14 protein-coding genes and 2 rRNA genes are annotated in these 20,049 nt (G+C 42.5%); all 16 read right to left on the bottom strand.

The window, feature by feature from the left end; all coding sequences use genetic code 11:
• Positions 1-5: 5 nt before the first annotated feature.
• Positions 6-1,991 carry a TonB-dependent receptor plug domain-containing protein gene (locus VIHSUH07_RS04350; RefSeq protein WP_105084018.1) on the bottom strand — a complete coding sequence of 662 codons (1,986 nt, stop codon included), beginning with the start codon at positions 1,989-1,991 and terminating at the stop codon, positions 6-8.
• Between the two features lie 133 nt (positions 1,992-2,124).
• On the bottom strand, positions 2,125-4,068 hold the full coding sequence (locus VIHSUH07_RS04345; protein WP_105084017.1) for a TonB-dependent receptor: 1,944 nt from the start codon (positions 4,066-4,068) through the stop codon (positions 2,125-2,127).
• A 100-nt stretch (positions 4,069-4,168) separates the two neighbouring features.
• Positions 4,169-4,930 carry an ABC transporter ATP-binding protein gene (locus VIHSUH07_RS04340; protein ID WP_105084016.1) on the bottom strand — a complete coding sequence of 254 codons (762 nt, stop codon included), beginning with the start codon at positions 4,928-4,930 and terminating at the stop codon, positions 4,169-4,171.
• The gene (locus VIHSUH07_RS04335) at positions 4,930-5,976 is read right to left on the bottom strand and encodes a FecCD family ABC transporter permease (protein WP_105084015.1); all 1,047 of its coding nucleotides are present in this window, start codon (positions 5,974-5,976) and stop codon (positions 4,930-4,932) included. Before VIHSUH07_RS04335 ends, VIHSUH07_RS04340 begins: the two co-directional genes overlap by 1 nt.
• A gap of 12 nt (positions 5,977-5,988) precedes the next feature.
• Entirely contained in the window at positions 5,989-7,011 is a 1,023-nt protein-coding gene (locus tag VIHSUH07_RS04330) for an ABC transporter substrate-binding protein (protein ID WP_105084014.1), read from the bottom strand.
• Positions 7,011-9,425 carry a TonB-dependent receptor plug domain-containing protein gene (locus tag VIHSUH07_RS04325; RefSeq protein WP_105084013.1) on the bottom strand — a complete coding sequence of 805 codons (2,415 nt, stop codon included), beginning with the start codon at positions 9,423-9,425 and terminating at the stop codon, positions 7,011-7,013. The genes VIHSUH07_RS04330 and VIHSUH07_RS04325 overlap by 1 nt, the downstream gene beginning before the upstream one ends.
• Positions 9,426-9,540: 115 nt before the next feature.
• On the bottom strand, positions 9,541-10,287 hold the full coding sequence (locus VIHSUH07_RS04320) for a TonB family protein (RefSeq protein WP_105084012.1): 747 nt from the start codon (positions 10,285-10,287) through the stop codon (positions 9,541-9,543).
• A gap of 4 nt (positions 10,288-10,291) precedes the next feature.
• Entirely contained in the window at positions 10,292-10,696 is a 405-nt protein-coding gene (locus VIHSUH07_RS04315; protein ID WP_105084011.1) for an ExbD/TolR family protein, read from the bottom strand.
• Complete coding sequence (locus tag VIHSUH07_RS04310) at positions 10,693-11,304, bottom strand: MotA/TolQ/ExbB proton channel family protein (protein WP_105084010.1); 612 nt, start codon at positions 11,302-11,304, stop codon at positions 10,693-10,695. The genes VIHSUH07_RS04315 and VIHSUH07_RS04310 overlap by 4 nt, the downstream gene beginning before the upstream one ends.
• Positions 11,305-11,851: 547 nt before the next feature.
• Positions 11,852-12,802, bottom strand: coding sequence for an ABC transporter substrate-binding protein (locus VIHSUH07_RS04305; RefSeq protein ID WP_105084009.1), 951 nt, complete (start codon positions 12,800-12,802; stop codon positions 11,852-11,854).
• A gap of 81 nt (positions 12,803-12,883) precedes the next feature.
• Positions 12,884-13,948, bottom strand: coding sequence for an ABC transporter substrate-binding protein (locus VIHSUH07_RS04300; protein WP_105084008.1), 1,065 nt, complete (start codon positions 13,946-13,948; stop codon positions 12,884-12,886).
• 152 nt (positions 13,949-14,100) lie between these two features.
• Entirely contained in the window at positions 14,101-15,234 is a 1,134-nt protein-coding gene (locus VIHSUH07_RS04295; RefSeq protein WP_105084007.1) for a M48 family metallopeptidase, read from the bottom strand.
• Between the two features lie 183 nt (positions 15,235-15,417).
• Complete coding sequence (locus tag VIHSUH07_RS04290) at positions 15,418-15,780, bottom strand: CGGC domain-containing protein (RefSeq protein WP_105084006.1); 363 nt, start codon at positions 15,778-15,780, stop codon at positions 15,418-15,420.
• A gap of 124 nt (positions 15,781-15,904) precedes the next feature.
• Positions 15,905-16,795, bottom strand: a complete 891-nt coding sequence (locus tag VIHSUH07_RS04285; RefSeq protein WP_105084005.1) for a pirin family protein — start codon at positions 16,793-16,795, stop codon at positions 15,905-15,907.
• Positions 16,796-16,989: 194 nt separating this feature from the next.
• Positions 16,990-17,106: ribosomal RNA gene (rrf, locus tag VIHSUH07_RS04280) — 5S ribosomal RNA — on the bottom strand.
• 73 nt (positions 17,107-17,179) lie between these two features.
• A 23S ribosomal RNA gene (locus VIHSUH07_RS04275) occupies positions 17,180-20,049 on the bottom strand; the annotation flags it as partial.

The raw sequence follows: 20,049 nt of genomic DNA, 5'->3' as shown, positions 1-20,049 counted from the left end.
GTAATCTAGAATTTTTGAGTGTAGCTAAGTTGATAGTTGAATGGCTCATCCCAATATTCCCAATCACCGTTGGAAATAACATTGTGACGATTCAACAAGTTACGCGCATCGAGTCGTACAGACGCATTTTCGTTGAACTGATACCCGACATACGCATTCCACGCTACCAGATTTGGATTGATGCCGCCATCGCGGTTCTTCATCCGTTTTGTTACAAAGTTGATGCTAGATCCAGCTGTCCACGTGGAACTATTGTAATGAATACCCCCTGTAAATTGTAATTTTGGATTCGCTTGTTTCCAGTAGTTTGTATCGATTTCCATTTGTTTTGGATTCGAATACGATGCACCAACAGACATTTTTAATCGGTCTGTCAACTTACGACCATATTCGGCTTCGATGCCCACATTTCTATAGCGACCGCCGTTAACACGGATTGTATTACGGCCATTGCTATCTGGTTTCCAGGAGAAGAAATTCTTGAAATCCATGTAGAATGCAGCTACCTTCCAACTATCTTTATTGGTAATATGCTTGTAGCCCAATTCATAGTTCCAACCTTCTTCAGGTTTTAGATTGCGCCCGCTAACCGATTGATATTGTCGATTTACCGTTTTAAATGTATCGCTTAGATTAGGCATGGTGAAAGCTTTGCCTACATTCATATACACCGAAGATTCTTTATTAATCCGGTAATTCAATTGGAACTGTGGTGTCAACACATGTTGATTCTTTACAGGATCCTTAATATCCGTATAACGCAACCCTACAACGGTAGTCCATGTAGGATTAATTTGATAAGAGTAGCTACCATAAAGAGCTAAACTGTGGCGATGAGGACTCGCATAGACTGGGCCTGATGTAGTTCGATATGTTTCACGCTTACCAAGTACACCGCCGATTAAATAATCCTTGCCACCTCTAAAATCCCATTCGTGTTGTACATCAAAACCATATTGACGAGCAATATAGTTACTATCATTAGATGTATAGGATGGAAGACTATGTTTACGATTTTTTCCCTTCAAATCTCGATCATTATAGAAGAGTGTGCCCGTCGTATTTCCATCCTTATAAATCAAGGACGCATTGTTCTTAGAATCATCATATGCATATGTTGTAGAATGGCGATTGCGATTCGTCGCATTGCTTTCAGTACTCAACTGAGCATAGGCCGACTTACCTTCAAAGCGGCTAAAGTTCAATGTTACCTTGTCGCTCAATTTGCCGCTCATAAATATACCTAAGGAATTCCCCTTATCCCGTGCTGTATAGTATTCATACCCACGAGGGTGACTCACCGAATCTGTACGAACTGGTGTAGACGGATCTTGTTTACCAAAGAATCCCCGTTCTATACCAATCAAGAAACGCGGCGTGCCGTAGTTGATTTTATAGGTTTGACTACCCATATTGCCTACTCCAATAGTAGCAGAGCCACCTTCTTTAGTAGGTGTTTTAGTAATGACATTAACAACGCCGCTCATCGCATCAGAACCATATAAAGCAGAAGCAGCGCCTTTCAACACTTCGATACGGGCGATAGAACCTGTTGGAATAGAGCTAAGACCACCCTTACCATTAAGGTTCATCGGTACGCCATTGACGAGAATGAGTGAACCTCGTTCTAGTCCACGAATATTGACCCGACTATCCATGGCACCATATTCAAGGCCAGATGCACCATAGGAGAAAGATGTAATACCAGGCACCATGTTCACCGCATCAAAGGCATTTTTAGCACCGCTATTCATGATATCTTTGTCCGTAATAACATCCATCGCTGCCGGCGTGTCTAGGTTTAACAATACCATCCGATTAGCTGTTACATTAATGACATGGCTTTCAGGTGCGCCATTTACTTCAGTAGATGTTGCCGTAGTAGGAGTATCTGCCGTAGCCGTTACATCCGCTGCATATGCATGCACAGATAATCCCATCAAAGCCAAGCCTATAAGTATAGAAGTCCGTCGTTTCTTAAGAGTGTTCATAACAAATCCCTCGTAATACACACTAATTATTCATAAAAACTACATAATTGTATTATTACACATTTAAAAGGACTGCACAAAACCCATACCCCCTAACAGTACTGGATTTTATATAAATCTCTACAAATAAATATTAGAATTTTTGTGTATAACTCAATTCATAGGTGAATGGATCGCCCCAGTATTCATAATCACCATTTGTAATAACATTATGACGGTCTAACAAGTTGCGAGCGTCGAGACGAAGGGTAGCGTCCTTGTTGAAATGGTAACCTACGTACGCATTCCAAAGGGCGATGTTAGGGTTTAAGCCACCATCGCGGTTGCGCAAGCGTTTTGTAACAAAGCTAAAGGATGTACCGGCTTCCCACGTTGGGCTTTCATAGCGAATGCCTGTAGCGAATTGCAATTTAGGAGCCGCTTGTTTCCAATAACTTTCATTCATTTCCTTTTGTCTAGGATTCGAATAGGAACCGCTTACATTCCATTTGAGGCGGTCAGATAAGCGTCTACCGTATTCAGCTTCGATGCCCACGTTGCGGAATTTACCGCCATTTACGCGCACCAAAGGTCGACCATTCGCATCCGGTTGCCATTGGAAGAAGTTTTTGAAGTCCATATAGAACACGTCAACCTTCCAGTCATCCTTCTTGTTGATGCGCTTGTACCCGATTTCGTAGTTCCAGCCCTCTTCTGGTTTAAGGTTTTTGCTGCTTACCGCTGTATACTGGCGGCTAACGCTGCGGAATGTATCGCTCAAGCTAGGCATTGTGAAAGCTTTCCCTACGTTCACATACATGGAGGATTGTTTATTGATGGAGTGCAATAATTGGAATTGAGGCGTCAATACATGTTGATCCTTGACTGGGTCATCGATTACGGTGTAACGCAAGCCCAAAATGGATGTCCATTTAGGGTTAATTTCATAAGAATAGCTACCATATACGGCATAGCTATTGCGTTTAGGATGAATATACACAGGCACCGCCGTTGCATGGTATGTTTCTTGCTTACCTGTAACACCAGCGATTAGATAGTCCTTACCATCTCTAAAATCCCATTCATGTTGAACATCGAACCCATATTGACGTGCTTGATAGCTCGTTTCGGTCGCCTTAGCTTGGGACGTATTGTGCACACGGCTCGTACCGCGCATGGTGCGGTCATTGTAGAACAATGTACCTGTAGTCCCTTTGTCCTTATAAATCAAGGATGCATTATTGCGATCATCCTTGTAATGATACGTTGTAGAATGTCTTGCTTGGTTAACCGGATTCGTTTCTGTACTGATTAAGCCAAAGGAAGATCTGCTTTCAGCGCGGTTAAAATTCAAAGTTACCTTATCTGAAAGCTTGCCGCTCATAAATAGCCCCAACGAATTGCCCTTATTGCGAGTACTATAGTAATCGTAGTGTTTAGTACCTGCATAATCGTAGCGAATCGGTGTAGATGGGTCCTGTGTGCCCCAATATTTTCTATCAATACCAACGATGAATTTATCTGTACCATAAGACACATCAAAACGTTTAGACCCACGATTACCTACAGCAACTGTAGCAGAGCCACCCTCTGTAGATGGAGTCTTGGTAATAACGTTAATAACACCACCTAATGCCTCTGCACCATACAATGTAGAAGCAGCTCCTTTCACTACTTCGATACGTTTTATGGCACTCGTAGGAATAGAGCCGAGTCCACCTTTGCCATTGAGGTTCATAGGCACGCCATTTACAAGAACAAGGGCACCACGGTCAAGGCCTCGAATATTCGTACGGCTATCCATGCCACCAAAATCGGCACCGCCGGCACCATAAGAATTTATTGTTACCCCTGGTACGGTCGCCACCGCATCAAAAGCAGTGGTAGCACCACTATTTTTCAAATCCTCTGGCGTGATTACATTCATCGCTACAGGTGTATCTAAATCTAGAAGAGCTGTGCGATTAGCGGTAACATTAATCGTAATATCTTCTTCATTGTTATTGGTTGTTACATTCGCTGCATAACCATTGACGGCTATACTAAGCAAAGCCATCAAAGTGGCCGCATACACACGTTTATTAACTTTTTTCATCATACTATACCTCTATCTAAACACTAACTATATAACTGTAAACTATTTTAATTGTTGCATACATATAAGGGGTACGCAATAACCCATACCCCCTATACGTATGTTATTCCATGTTATAGATAATGTTTAGTCGTCCATCCGGTAAGGTCTGTACCATGGCGGATACCCCATAAATATGGCGTATAGTTTCTGCCGTCAATACCTCTTGAGGTGTACCACTACATACAATATGCCCATCTTTTAATGCAATAATGCGGTCACAATAAATAGCTGCTAAATTTAAATCATGAATGGCAGACACAACTGTCGCATCTAATCGTTTGACAATAGTCATCAATTCAAGCTGATACTTAATATCTAAGTGGTTCGTAGGTTCATCTAACACTAAACATTCTGTACGTTGAGCAAGCGCACGAGCCAAGATAACACGTTGCTGCTCACCACCCGACAATGTATTAAAATTTCGGCTTTCAAAATCGCTAAGCCCAACTTGTTCCAACGCCTGCCTTGCAATTTCATAGTCATCAATTTTATCCCTATCAAGCAAGCCTTTATAAGGGGAACGTCCCATAAGGACCATTTCAAGAACGGAAAAATCAAAATTGACGGTACTATGTTGTGCCACAACGGCCATCTTTAAAGCTGTTTCCCGATGGCTTAATGAATTTAGTTCTGAACCATCAAAAAAAATCTTGCCCCCACTAGGTTGTAACACGCGGTACAAACACTTTAAAAATGTACTTTTACCACTGCCATTCGGTCCGATGATACCAACGAATTCCTTATCGTGTATAGCTAGTGAAATATCATGCAAAATTGTTTTCGAACCAAATGAGACTTGGATAGTATTTGTTTGAATATTCATTATTCCCCTCCAAATCCATAATTCTTACGCACTAACATATACACAAAGGTTGGCGCACCAATGAGAGAAATGAGAATGCCGATTGGTAGCTCTGCATGAGGAATGATGCAGCGACAAAGACCATCAGCAATAACGAGGAAAATACTACCACAAAGTGCACTAAATGGAATTAACGTCCAGTGATTAGTACCGATTGTCATGCGCACAAGATGAGGAATCAAAAGACCTACAAAGCCTATCATGCCCGCTGCATACACCACAAAACCGATGATAAGAGAACTAATAATCAAATACACTTGGCGATACGTATGTAAGTCCCGTCCTAAGGTAATAGCTACTTCATCACCAAGAAGCATCATGTTGAGAATTCTACTCTGAGACCAAAAAAATAGAACACTTAAAACTACGACTATAGCGATGATTGGTAACATATCCCATTTAGCACCTGCAAAGCTACCCATCAACCAATAAGTAATCGTTTGGATGCCTTCCTTATCGTTTGCAAGATATACCACAAAACTAGAGAAGGAACTACATACAGCACTTAATGCAAGCCCGCCTAGAATCAACTTAACGGAGTTTGGCCGTCCTCCTAAATTAGAGATAAACAATACGCCAAAGGAAATCGCCATGGCCCCAATAAATGCCATGACACCGACAAAGTTTTCCCCAAACATAACACCAACACCGAATAAAATAGCTACCGTTGCACCGAGGGATGCACCAGAGGAAATCCCCAAGATATAAGGATCTGCTAATGGGTTTTTTACGATGGCTTGCATGATAACACCCGATACAGCAAGGCCCGCACCGATAATGGCGGCCATCAATAAACGCGGCATTCTAAGTAACCATATAATAGTCTGTTCTGGACTATTCATAGGATCATCAATAGCTAATGGACTAGACCATTGATCTATAACAATATTAAAAATTTGAGAAAATGAAAAATGTACTGTACCAACAGAAAGTCCCCATAGAATGGCTAATGCTAGCACTCCTATGAGGACAAATCCGCCAGCAGTATATCCTATACGTTTTAACATACTGCTCCTTTATTAATGAATTAAATCAGGTACCCCTTCTGGATATAGGTTTGGATACAATCCATGGGATACGATATCGATACCATCAGATAAACGAATACCCGGACTATATACGGCAAGTAGAGGCAGGAAATGAACTCGTTTATTGCGCAATGCATTAACGCCTTGTAATGCTGGTTGCTCTAATACATAGTTCATCAACGTATCTGCTTGACTATATTCACCATCGGATACAATTAAGAATATAACATCTGGATTCTGCTCTACCACATCCTCCATGCTAATAGATGGTGTATCCGTATCGATAACATCCGCATGCAAAGTATCACCAATATTACCAGCTAATGTTTTATGGCCATATAAACGGAAATGTTTGCCTTCCAATTCAACAAACAAAGCCTTTGGCGGTTTTTCATGCGCCGTTTGTGCTACCGTATAGTTTACCGATTGTTGCATATCACTAATGAGTCGTTCTGCCTCTACATCTCGGTGAAAGATACGCCCTAAATCGCGTATATACTGGTACTCCATATCCATAGTTAGTGCAGATTGTGCCCCTAATGAGGATTCTGCAATATACACATTAGCTTGGCGAGGCTGCCAAAATGAAGGTGGTCTCAATCCTTTATTAGTAAAGGTTGAGCGCCAACCTACAAGCAAGTCAGGTTTCATCATCAATACAGATTCCAAGTTAAAATATTGCATATCCTTGTACGGAATTTTATCATACGCTTCACGATATTCTGGACGCACATACTTGCGATTTGGAATCCCCATGCCGGCTACAATCCGATCACCTTCGCCAAGAGCAATGATGGTTTCAATCGAATTCTGCCACATAGCCACAACACGATCTGGTACCTCCGTATACGTGCTTTCAAAAGGTTGACCATGCTGAACATAGGACTCAATCGTCACGGGTGGCTGCAACTCGATATGAGGAGGCGTAGACTGCCCCCGCTCAACAGTTACCTGCTGAGGGCCACAGCCTACGCACAATAATAGACATAGTATTAATACGCTAAATCTAATCATTAGAATTTATATTTCGCCCCAATCATAAAGGAACGCGCTGGCATAGCCGCACTACCACGACCATTATATGCACTATAACTAGTTTCATAAGCGCGGTTAAGAACATTATTTACTACGATGTACGCTGTTAAATCCTTTGTTACATCATAGTTTAGATTCCAGTCAACAATGAGGAATTGTCTATGCGTGAACGCATAATCACTATTGCCTGTGTACCAGTTAAACAACAAACCGGAGTAAAGTCGTTTATTATCATAGGAAATATTTAAGGAATAATGATTTTGTGGACGCAAGCTATTAATAGCCACGTTAATATCATCACTATTACGATAGCCCCAGTTTGGATCGAGAACCCAACCACCTTTGGATAACCATTTGTCCTTCATATGAGAATAAGACGCACTCATTGTAATATATTTATTTAACTTGTGGTCCACAGTGATATTAAAGGATTTCTTATCTTCCTTCGCATTAACAGCAGTGCTCTTATAATCTGAACTAGCAGTATCCCAAATAGGAAGTGTAGCAATCGCATTTTTCATACGCGTATAGTCATAATGAAGTGCTACTGTTGTATTGTTATGGGCACCAAAGGAATGTTGTACGCCGAATGTAAAAGCATCACCTTTTTCATCTTGTAATGGAGTATTAAATATACCATCAACAGATGTATAATCCCCTTGCTTTAATGGTCTCATGATGCGAGTCCAGCCAGCATACATACTTGTATTTTTATTGAATTTAACTTGTCCATGCAAGCTAGGTGTCAACGCACTAGTACTACCCTTGCCTTGAGAAGCACCACTACCCGCTCCTTCAAAGCTACTATAGTGAGTATATCGTAATGCTGGTGTTAACTCTACATTGTTGCCAATATAAATCTTATCTTGTACATAAGCATACAATGTGTTTCGACGAACATCAGAAGAGTTGAGAACTCCATTACGTAAAGATTTACTATTTGTTTGAGCGCGACTATAGTCAATATTAGCAATGATGTCATGCTTATCTAATTGACGAGACCATTGAACTTCTACGCCATTCTTGGTTTCTTTATACCAACTTGTTGGGCTGCCAGCCATGCCACCTGTATCAGCAATCCATTGACGAAGTGCATCCTTATTATCAGGGAACGGAGCTAAGTTAGCATCAACCCAAGCATTAAATTGCTCAACCGTCGTGCCATTAGGGAATGCTGCTTCATAGGCAGCTCGAGCTGCAGCTGTGTTTCCATTACGGTACCAAGAATATTTATCGCGGCCTTCATAACGATGGTCTAAACGATATAATCTTACAAAGCTTTCCAATTGACCTTGACGATCAAAGGTATATTTTAAATCTGTATCTAAGTTTTTAAACTTACTATAGGAACCATAATTACCATCTAAAGCAAATAAATTATGGTAACCAGGATTTTTGGCATCCCCATATAAATTAGGCGCGCCAGGTATTACCTTGTGATTAGCATCAAATTGACCAATAGTAGCATTAGAAATAATACGACGCCAATCATCTTGGTTCCAATATTTACGGCTTGGTGTAGAAATAGGATACCCATCATGACCTTTTTTATAATTTACAGAGAACTGTAAGTTTTGTTTTTTGTTAAAGTCATGATCCACACGAGCATTGAAGCCTTCTTCACGCCATTTAGAACCAGTGAGGGTAGCTAATTCACCAGTATCGCCATCTTTATATTTTGTATCTTGAGACATAGTGCGTGTAGCTGTCACAAAATAACCAGTAGATCCATTATTACCAGCAGTCCCTTGAACCGTTAAGTTATAGCTATGTTTATTCCAACTGCCAGTCGCTAAATCAACAGACCCTTTAAAGTCCCCTTTACCACGGCGTGTAATGATATTGATAACACCGCCTGTCGCATCAGATCCGTATTGAGAAGCACCAGGACCTTTGATAACTTCGATTTTATCAATAGCATCCATATTCGTTACTTCATCAATATTAACACCTGTAGACTTAGAACCTTTTTTAGAACCTGTTCCCAAACGGCCAGATGTAATATTATCGACGCGACGACCATCGACGAGTACTACAACGCGGGAATCACCGTTGATGGATACCCCATTATTGTACATTTGGTATCCATACTCGCCACCACGGTACCCAGGGTTTTGGAATGTAACGCCTGGTACGCGTTTAATCGCTTCTGTTACATCACGGTAATGGCGCTTTTCGATTTCTTCACGAGTAATAACCTTTACATCACCACCAGTACGATAATAGGATTGTTCAGTAATGGTATTACCATATTCATCCTTTGCCGCATCAGCTTTAACACTAATGTTATGAACCTCATAACCCTTAAAGTTTTCATCATACGCATACGCTTGATACGTTCCAAGTACTAACGTTGCTGCGATAGCAGCAGATAAAAGACGACGACGTTTCATATTCCCTCCACACACAATAAAATATAATAATGTTAATCTCTATATAAGCCACTTATGTACTCTCAAGAATTATGCCTACACATATACATAATTCATACACTATTGGCCTCGAAGATTAGTTATAACCATAATCTACATTAATCGTAATCACAACTGGGCCACCTGTTGTATTTTCAATACCACCAGAACTCGCCACAAGGCTAGCAGCAGCATTATCAAGAATGCTAGAACCACTACTGCTAATCATATCAGCACCAGCAAAATTACCTTCACTATCAAAGGTAACATTAAAGGAAACCGTACCACTAAGTCCTCGGCGTACCGCTTGCTGAGGCATTACTTTGTTAGCATTAACACGGCTAATATAACCGGAGCTATCATAGGAGCCGCCAGGGCTGTTATTCACTCCTGGACCTGGTGGACCATCATTAGACCCAAGACCATCTGTAGAATCCCCATTATGACCAGTTGGTCCATTATTAAGGCCTGGTACATTACTACTACCAGGATGTCCCAAAGGATCATTGTTATTGCCATTTAGGTTTACCGATGCAGTTTCATTTCCACCTAAGTAAGGATTTAGATTTTTTAACCCCTCTGTAGGTTTCCCTGATAAATCAGGTAACACACTGCCGGCCTTGCCACCGCCTGCAACAGGCTTGTCGTCAGGCTGAGTCTTTAGTTCCTCGGGCTTCTTCGCTTCAGGAGGTTCCTGTTGCCCCATATCCAGATTGATAACCAAGTCTTTTTTCGGTGTCTCCGGCGGCTTCAAATGGCCGAACCAATCGCCTACAACACCCCAGTATGCTAGATTGACCACCAATGCAGCGATGAAAGGAATGCCATATCGTTTACTCACCATATGATCACTTCCGTTCTGTCGCTACGCTGACAAATCTAGCACCACTCATCTTAAGATTATCCAAAATACTGATAACATCCTTGTACGCAATATCCTCAGATGCGCGTACGATAAAGGCTTGTTGTGGTTCCTTTGCAACGATGCCTTGAATTTCGTTACCCAAATCATCAGGTTTAATTTCACGTTCGTTCAAATACATCTTATGAGTGGCTGTTAACGAAATCGTAATCGGCTCAATCGTTTTTGCCGTCGATGCAGACGCCTTCGGTAAGTTAAGAGGAATTTGTTCCTCAGTATGCATATATAGCGTACTCATCATGAAAAATACGAGCAAGAAAAACACGATATCGATCATAGGTATAATCATGATGGTAGGTTCTTTTTGTATCCCTACTGAACTACGTTTCATCGTTGACTCCTAATATATAAATCCAAGATAGACCCTAAGCGTTGTTCCAATTTTGCAATATCATAATTTACTTTACTTGTGCACCAGCTATGGATTGCTAATGCTACGATGGCTACTGAAAGCCCTGTGGCAGTGGCAATCAACGCTTCGGATACACCACCAGTAATAACAGTAGGAGCACCGATATCGCCACCAACGGCAGCGAAGGATCGAATCATACCAACTACAGTACCCAATAGACCAAGCAATGGCGCCATAGTAACCATCATGCTGAGCCAGTTAAGGCCACGTTTTAAACGTTCGTCCATATAACCTACTACGTCGTGAAGGCGGTTTTCCAAGCCTTCAAAGTTATATACGGAATCTACAATCGGTGTTACAAATTGACTAAGCGCATCATCATTATTCTTAATCGCTTGTTCTAATGTAGCCCAATCATTTGCATTACGACCTGCTTCAATGCTATCTGCTAATTGTTGAATTTCAGTGTCAATGCGGCGATACATACGAATCCGTTCAAATAAAATCGTACATGCGGCCAACATAAATAAAACTAGCGGGTACATGACTACACCACCCGCATTAAAAAGATGAATTGCATACTCCATAATAACCTCCTCAAACTTATAATTATAAATTTGTACTCTACTGCGTATAAAACACAAATGCAATCTGTATTAATCGTTATATTACGATTAACACTAAGTTATTTTATTATTTCATAAACAAATGCGTAGCACAATAAACCTATACCCTGTATAGGTATGCTATTTTACTCTATGTATTTTTATAATTACTAATTTCTCTATTGAATACATACATTTGTCTATTATATAAAAACACTAATAATTCTCATGCTAAAAATTATTTATCGCGCTCAATACATATAAAAAAAGCAGTCTATAGAAATGTTTTCTATAGACTGCCTATACAGATATTATCTAAATTCTTAGCATACTAAGAGGCTGAACATAACACCTCTATCAAGTACATATTTATTAATTCTATACAATTTTATGAATATTATTCATACCTGCATAACCATTCGTTTAAACTATCCTATGACACCGTTATATCATCATAATAAAACTTATGTATGTGCATCCTCTCGCTACGAAATAATGATACATAAACAATATCTTGCCTATCAATACACTATCGTGCATACACCACTTGAGCTATTGTATAAATACCTCGTCCAATATGGTAACTCTTAGCCAACAGGGCATCTGTAGACACGATGGCCACCTTCTTATTTTTGATGGCTTTCAGGTTAGCCAATGCAGGGTCGTTATAGTAATTGGCATAAATAGCTTCTCGATTATAATCCGGTGAATGGATGTCCATCGGTACGATAATAACATCTGGGTTAGCCTTGATAAGGTCTGCCTTTGTACCAAAGTAAGATTGTTTTACACCACTCTTAACGGTCGCATTGTCTACGCCTACATAGGTGAGCATATCAGCAATCAAGGTTTTGGGGTTACCATATAATCCATTTTCATTATACACGGCAACGGTTTGCTTTGGATCATCGCGGTGCGCAAAGCGAAGCGATTCTGTATCGCGGATGTAGTTCATCATCGTCGCTATGAGGCTGTCCGCCTTGCTTTCACGGCCTAGTAATTTACCTACATTACGCGTTTGGTCTTCTACGTCTTTCACAGTCGCAGGTGCTCGAAGCAATGCTACCTTAATACCCTTTTCTCGCAACGGACTAACGAGATCTACAGATTCAGAGCCATCTTCAATGATAACAATATCCGGTTTTAACGCCACAATAGCATTCACATCAGGCGCCACCCGTTGCTTAACTGTATTAGTCACTTGATATGGCGCTGCGGTAGTAGCCACTACGGAATCACCGGCCAGTTCGCTCACCAAATCCGCCACATTAGGCCCTACGGCGACGATACGCTCTGCCTTATGATCTAATGTAACCGTTGTACTGGTTCCATCCACCATCATATAGTGCCCATGAGAGCTTAATATGCCGAATAGGCCCCCACTTGTAAAGTTTTGCCAAGAACGGTACATACCAAGAGCTGCTACCACCAGGCCCACAATACAAATAGCCAAAACAATCATCAAACGACGTAATTGCATAAGCTCTCCTCCTATGCTTTCAAAAAAATCTCATCATGCAATACACTGTAAACTAGCAGCAACAATATAAGACATATATCGCTAATTAGCTGGCACGCTTTGGTATTTTACATAATTCTTATACGACCAATCGCCATACAACCATTTCGACATCTGTTCCATTTCATAATACATCCACGACGAATAGCTCATGATGTGCATGTCATTAATAGGATACACATAGCCCTTTTTCACGGCTGTTATATTCTGTAGCTCCGGATCATGCATAATGGCATCTATATCCTGCTTATATTCAGGTTGTTTGACCGAATATATGGTAGGCACAAAAATAACATCAGGATTGATGCGAATCAAATCCGCTTTTGTGCCCATGTTTTCTTGCATGTTGAAAGTAGGATAGTTCGCCCGATAGTCCCAAACATCAGATAGAACATTAGGATCCTTACCGCTATCTTTGATTTTTAAGTTACCTGCTCCATCAACGCCATGAATCATTTCGATCATGTCGCGAAGCACGCCAGCCCGGTACACCCCATGCGTTGGATTATACAAGGCAATCACCGGTTTTACATCATTTTTATGAGGCTCCACCTGTTTTCGTACCTTCATAAGAGAATTGTTAATCGAATATTCTGCGTTTTTGGTATCAAACAACTTAGCCACTTGATTCGTATTAAGGGTTACATCCTTTAAGCTATCTTTCAGCGTATAAATAAACACAGGAATGCCGGCAGCACGCAACGATGCCACTAATCCCGGTGGCGTCGTCTCCGGTGCGATAACCACATCCGGTTCATAGGCTTTTATAGACTCCACCGTAGGCTGTACACGGCCCTTTATCTCTGTACCAGAGACATAGGGAGACCCATCGGTGGCCACAACATAGGGCTCACCAGCAGCACCAACCAAGTCCACCGTTCCGATTCCCAAGGTAACGACGCGGCGCACATAATCCGGCACGACCATCTCTGTATGTTGACTATCTTGAATCTTTCGGTGATTCGCAGCCGTTAACATCCGACCTATCACGCCATGCCTCGGTATAACATCACCTAACAATTCTGGCGCCATCCCAATAACTAAACCTATGGCAATACAAATGCCCATGACTATATACGGTAGCACAATCCATTTTATCTTCTTCATAAGCGGTCTCTCTCCATATATCACTTACGAGTCATACGATTTCTTTGGTAAAAGCACAAACTACTACAACATAAGGTATTTCGCTGTCATACTATATGCTTGTTTAACTATTTCTTACTAACTTTTTTTACTTGGTCTCGCTGCTTATTTAACTATTTCTTATTAGCTTTCTTCTTACTTGGTTTCGCCACTTGTTTCCCCTTCGCTGGACCTGCGGCTTTCACAAAAGAATTATTCAAATTCGTCGCTACCATAAGGGCCACATCAGCATTAGGAGTTGTGACAATAGAACGACCTGCCACGGTCACAGTAGGGCCATCATAAGATGCACCACCTGGCTGAATTTGACCATTATGGTACAAGCGCGCCAATTTACCAGCCATGAAATAAGCTCGTTCTTCGCCCGTATAACGGCCGCTATTGGCAGGGCTATAGATATTCACGCCATTCACAAATACCGCGCCATTATCGACCGTAACGTGATTGCCAGAATACGTATACATGCGATCAATATTGTCCTTTACACGGCTGCTCGTCTTAGGGTGATTATTAGGGCTAAATACTTGGTTCAAACCTTCACGGTACAAATCACCATATTTATTACGAAGTACCGCCATAGAAGCAGCAGCACCGCCCACATTGTAAGGAGACTCGCTCAAAATTTTAAAGCCTAATTCGTCAGCCGCCTTTTCTTGGCCCATCGTGAATACTTGGTTCTCCATGTAATTACCAGCAATATTGGACAAAATAGCCGCATTACCGCCACCGCCAGCAGCAAGGCTCACCGCTGTAGATAAACCTACTTGCTTCTTGAGACCATTGACAATGTCCTTGTGCTCGCCATGAGAAATTTCATGAGCCATAACATAAGCGAGTTCATCATCATCTAATAGATCCAAAGCGCCCTTGTTAACAGACATCACGCGACCAACCGTAGCGAACGCATTGAAATCATCACTAGGATTTGCGTACACCACATACGAACGCTTGACGCTAGGCGAAGCCTCTAAGGTCTTCATGATACGTTGCACCCGTGCTTGGGCTGCACTATCCTCTAAATAGCCAGTTTGTTTCTTTGCACGAGCTAAGCTTTGTTCTTGGCCTTCCTTAGAATTATCCATTTTATTGAAAGCCGTGGATACATATGCATACGCCACTGCACCACCAATTAACGTTTGTGCAGCCCCCGCAGAAGCAGCCTCTACCGTTGCGGGTACTACGGCAACTGTTGTTAATGAAAGCCCCATCACGGCGGCTAGTATCAAAGATTTAATTTTCTTATTCATATTTGATCCTCTCATTGTCTCTCAAAATAAACGCGTTCTATGCTCTCGTTATCTCTCAAAATAAACGTGTGCTATTCTCTCATTATCTCACAACATAAATGCGCCATAGGAACACAAAGATTTCTAATAATTCGATTCATCGGCGAGTTCAATGGCCACCTTATCATCTTAAACAATAGATCCCTAATTATTGGATTCACCAACAAGCTCAATAGCTACCTTACCATCTTTAGATACAGCACCACCATGAGTGTACCCAACAACATCAAACCTAGCTGCCGCGCATTGGCGAGCTATGCTTTCATAATTATCATTCTTACCACGCGTACAGGTGGAAAGATGAATGGTAGTAACACCATTTTTCTTGAAAGAAGCCAATTTCTTTTCCAAATCGCCACCGCTATGGGTAAAACCAACTAGCTCAGTATCCTCATCTGTATAGCGCTCGAAAGAATCTACTTTATTCATATATGCCTTAAGACAACCACCGCAAGAACAACGTTGCATCGTGTCTTCGTTCACCAGAACTGCAATTTTCTTAGTCATAAAACCTCCTGTCAAAACATTGTACGCAATAATTATACCATAATCAATATAAAACAATGTGTCTCAAGATACATTACTTACAAGAAACACCCTGATGTACGCCATTATACATCAGGGTGTTATATTACATAATATCTTCCTCGCGGCCAAATTTACCGTTTTTGTATTCCCCATAAGCGAGGATAAGCTCTGTTTTATTTGTCATAACAAATGACCCTTGTTTTACCACAGGTTCATTGAGTGGTTCTCCAGCGAGAACGAAGATTTCAAGACCTTCATCACCAGACTCTACCTCAAAGCGCTCTCCATCATTGTTGAAAAGTACAAAGTCTCCAGATTCTATGCTTTCACCATTGGCACTACCTGTACCATTAATCACAAGGAATCCTGTATTCCAAGTCATATTCTCAGAAATAGAGATCCATGAATTAGGTTGAAGTTTTAATTTGTAAATATTCATCGGTGTATGGGATTTAGCAGGACCTGTTATATGTCTGAAAGCACCGGTGTAAACGATAGCATCGATTGTTTCATCAAGAGATTGATACCGCCCCATTGTGGTAGCAGGTATATATTGATATGCAGGTGTATCGTTTTTATAACGTTCAGGTAGATTTATCCATAATTGTAAAGCATGGAACAAACGTCCCCGCTTTGCATATTCTTTTTCATGAAATTCTTTGTGCAAAACACCACTAGCTGCAGTCATCCATTGCACATCACCAGAGTGAATAACACCACTATTACCAGCTGCATCTTTATGCCTAATGGAGCCGGAAAAAGAAAATGTTACCGTTTCAAAGCCTTTATGGGGATGTGGAGTGACACCTGTATCAAAAGGACTAGCCTCAAAATAATATGGCTCGTTATAGTCGAGTAACAAAAATGGAGACATACGATCAAGCATAGGTGACTCATCGCCATCAGGGAAGTACTGACGTGCTCTAAATCCATTGCCTACCCAATGAATATCAGGAGCTTTAATAATTCTTTCAATTGTTCTTACAGGATTCATTCTATCACCTCTTAATCGAACAGGATTCATAATAGTTGTATTATATATGAACAGTTGCTCATATATCTTAATACTATTATATCTAATTTTTTCGATAAATCAAGGGGTGGGCTATTAGACTAGTAAAGACAGCCTAGGAGGATAGAAATCCATACAACAAAAAAAGACACACCCTAAGGTGTGCCTTTTAGCTTAATCAGCGACTTCCTATCCTCCCAGGCCGTCTCCAGCCAAGTACTTTCGGCGTTTACGAGCTTAACTACTGTGTTCGAGATGGGAACAGGTGGACCCTCGTAGCTATCGCCACTGAATCTGTCAGAGTTTGTACTCTGAAAACCACATAGAAGTTATATATATTTGTTGCACATTTCCGCTTATTGTTATTAAGTAAAGCCCTCGATCTATTAGTACCAGTCAGCTCCAAACCTCACGGCTCTTCCACACCTGGCCTATCAACCATGTCGTCTACATGGGATCTTACTAGCTTATGCTATGAGAAACCTCATCTCAAGGCTGGTTTCACGCTTAGATGCTTTCAGCGTTTATCCGTCCCGAACGTAGCTACCCAACTGTACCCTTGGCAGGATAATTGGTACACCAGCGGTTCGTCCACTCCGGTCCTCTCGTACTAGGAGCAGCCCCCTTCAAGTTTCTTGCGCCCGCGATGGATAGGGACCGAACTGTCTCACGACGTTCTGAACCCAGCTCACGTACCACTTTAATCGGCGAACAGCCGAACCCTTGGGACCTACTTCAGCCCCAGGATGTGATGAGCCGACATCGAGGTGCCAAACCTCCCCGTCGATATGGACTCTTGGGAGAGATTAGCCTGTTATCCCCAGGGTAGCTTTTATCCGTTGAGCGATGGCCCTTCCACTCGGCACCACCGGATCACTAAGCCCGACTTTCGTCCCTGCTCGACCTGTCCGTCTCGCAGTCAAGCTCCCTTCTGCCTTTACACTCTTCGAGCGATTTCCGTCCGCTCTGAGGGAACCTTTGGGCGCCTCCGTTACTCTTTAGGAGGCGACCGCCCCAGTCAAACTGCCCGCCTAAGACTGTCCAGCCGGTTGTTAATCGGCCTGTTAGAAATCAATTAATCAAAGGGTGGTATCCCAACAACGACTCCTCTAAGACTGGCGCCCTAGATTCTAAGTCTCCCACCTATCCTGTACATTCATTAACTAAGTTCAATCTTAGGTTGCAGTAAAGCTCCATGGGGTCTTTCTGTCCAGTCGCGGGTAACCTGCATCTTCACAGGTACTTCAATTTCACCGGGTCCCTCGTTGAGACAGTGCGCAAGTCGTTACACCTTTCGTGCGGGTCGGAACTTACCCGACAAGGAATTTCGCTACCTTAGGACCGTTATAGTTACGGCCGCCGTTTACTGGGGCTTCAATTCAGAGCTTCGACCGAAGTCTAACCCCTCCTCTTAACCTTCCAGCACCGGGCAGGTGTCAGCACCTATACATCAGCTTTCGCTTTAGCAGGCACCTGTGTTTGTGGTAAACAGTCGCTTGCGCCTCTCTTGTGCCACTCATTCATGCTCCACGCGTTACTGCCCTTCACACTACATGAGTCCTCCTTTTCCCGAAGTTACGGAGGCATTTTGCCGAGTTCCTTAACGAGGGTTTTCCCGCGCACCTTAGGATTCTCTCCCCGCCTACCTGTGTCGGTTTTGGTACGGGCGATGTGTCTCTACCTAGAAGCTTTTCTCGACAGTGTAGGATCAATCACTTCGCTGTAAACAGCTCGTCATCACATCTCAGCTTTTAGAGCTACGGATTTGCCTATAGCTCAACCTACATGCTTAAACACGCACTTCCAATCGCGTGCTGACCTACCTTACTGTGTCACTCCTTCGATCAAACGATTCACACCGGTACAGGAATTTCAACCTGTTGTCCATCGCCTACGCTTTTCCGCCTCGGCTTAGGTCCCGACTTACCCTGAGACGACGATCGTTGCTCAGGAACCCTTAGGCTTTCGGTGGAATGGATTCTCACCATTCTTTTCGCTACTCATACCGACATTCTCACTTCTCACCAGTCCACAACTCCTTACGGTACTGCTTCAATCCGATGAGAACGCTCCCCTACCCATATACATTGCTGTATATGACACGACTTCGGTTTCATACTTTAGCCCCGGACATTTTCGGCGCAGAGTCTCTCGACCAGTGAGCTATTACGCACTCTTTAAATGGTGGCTGCTTCTAAGCCAACATCCTGGTTGTTTTGGAAATTCCACATCCTTCGCCACTTAGTATGACATTGGGGACCTTAGTCGGTGTTCTGGGCTGTTTCCCTCTTGACAATGGACCTTATCATTCACTGTCTGACTCCCGAGTATAAGTATAGCCATTCGTAGTTTGACTAGGTTCGGTAACCGGTATGGCCCCTAGCCCGATCAGTGCTCTACCGCCTATACTCTCAACCTCGAGGCTAGCCCTAAAGCTATTTCGGGGAGAACCAGCTATCTCCGTGTTCGATTGGCATTTCACCCCTATCCACAACTCATCCCAAAGCTTTTCAACGCTCACGAGTTCGGTCCTCCACACAATTTTACCTGTGCTTCAACCTGGCCATGGATAGATCACTACGGTTTCGGGTCTACTATCACTAACTGAACGCCCTGTTCAGACTCGCTTTCGCTGCGGCTCCATGTTTTCCACTTAACCTCGCTAGCAACAGTAACTCGTCGGTTCATTCTTCAATAGGCACGCCGTCGTCCTGATATATATACAGACTTCGACTGTTTGTAGACATACGGTTTCAGGTTCTCTTTCACTCCCCGCCAGGGGTTCTTTTCACCTTTCCCTCACGGTACTATGCGCTATCGGTCGATATCAGTATTTTGGCTTGGAGGGTGGTCCCCCCTGCTTCCCACAAGGTTTCACGTGTCTCGTGGTACTCTGGATACAGTCCCATGTATGCAAGGTTTCGATTACAGGGCTTTCACCTTCTACGGCTGAGCTTTCCAACTCGATTCTTCTACCTCATTTACACTTGATGACTGTCCTCAACCCCGGTGCGGTTGCCCGCTCCGGTTTGGCCTCTTTCCCGTTCGCTCGCCGCTACTAAGAAAATCTCGTTTGATTACTCTTCCTCTGGGTAATTAGATGTTTCAGTTCCCCAGGTGCCCTCCTCATACTCAAAGGTATGGGTGACAGTGCATAACCACTGCCGGGTTCCCCCATTCGGAAATCTACGGGTCAAAGGTTGCTTGCACCTCTCCGTAGCTTATCGCAGCTTACC

Source organism: Veillonella sp. T34266-5, from assembly GCF_002959815.1.
In the GTDB taxonomy this organism is placed as follows: Bacteria; Bacillota; Negativicutes; order Veillonellales; family Veillonellaceae; genus Veillonella; species Veillonella atypica.
Note: the sequence above shows the minus strand (reverse complement) of the source record. Positions and strands in the feature narration are given on the sequence as shown.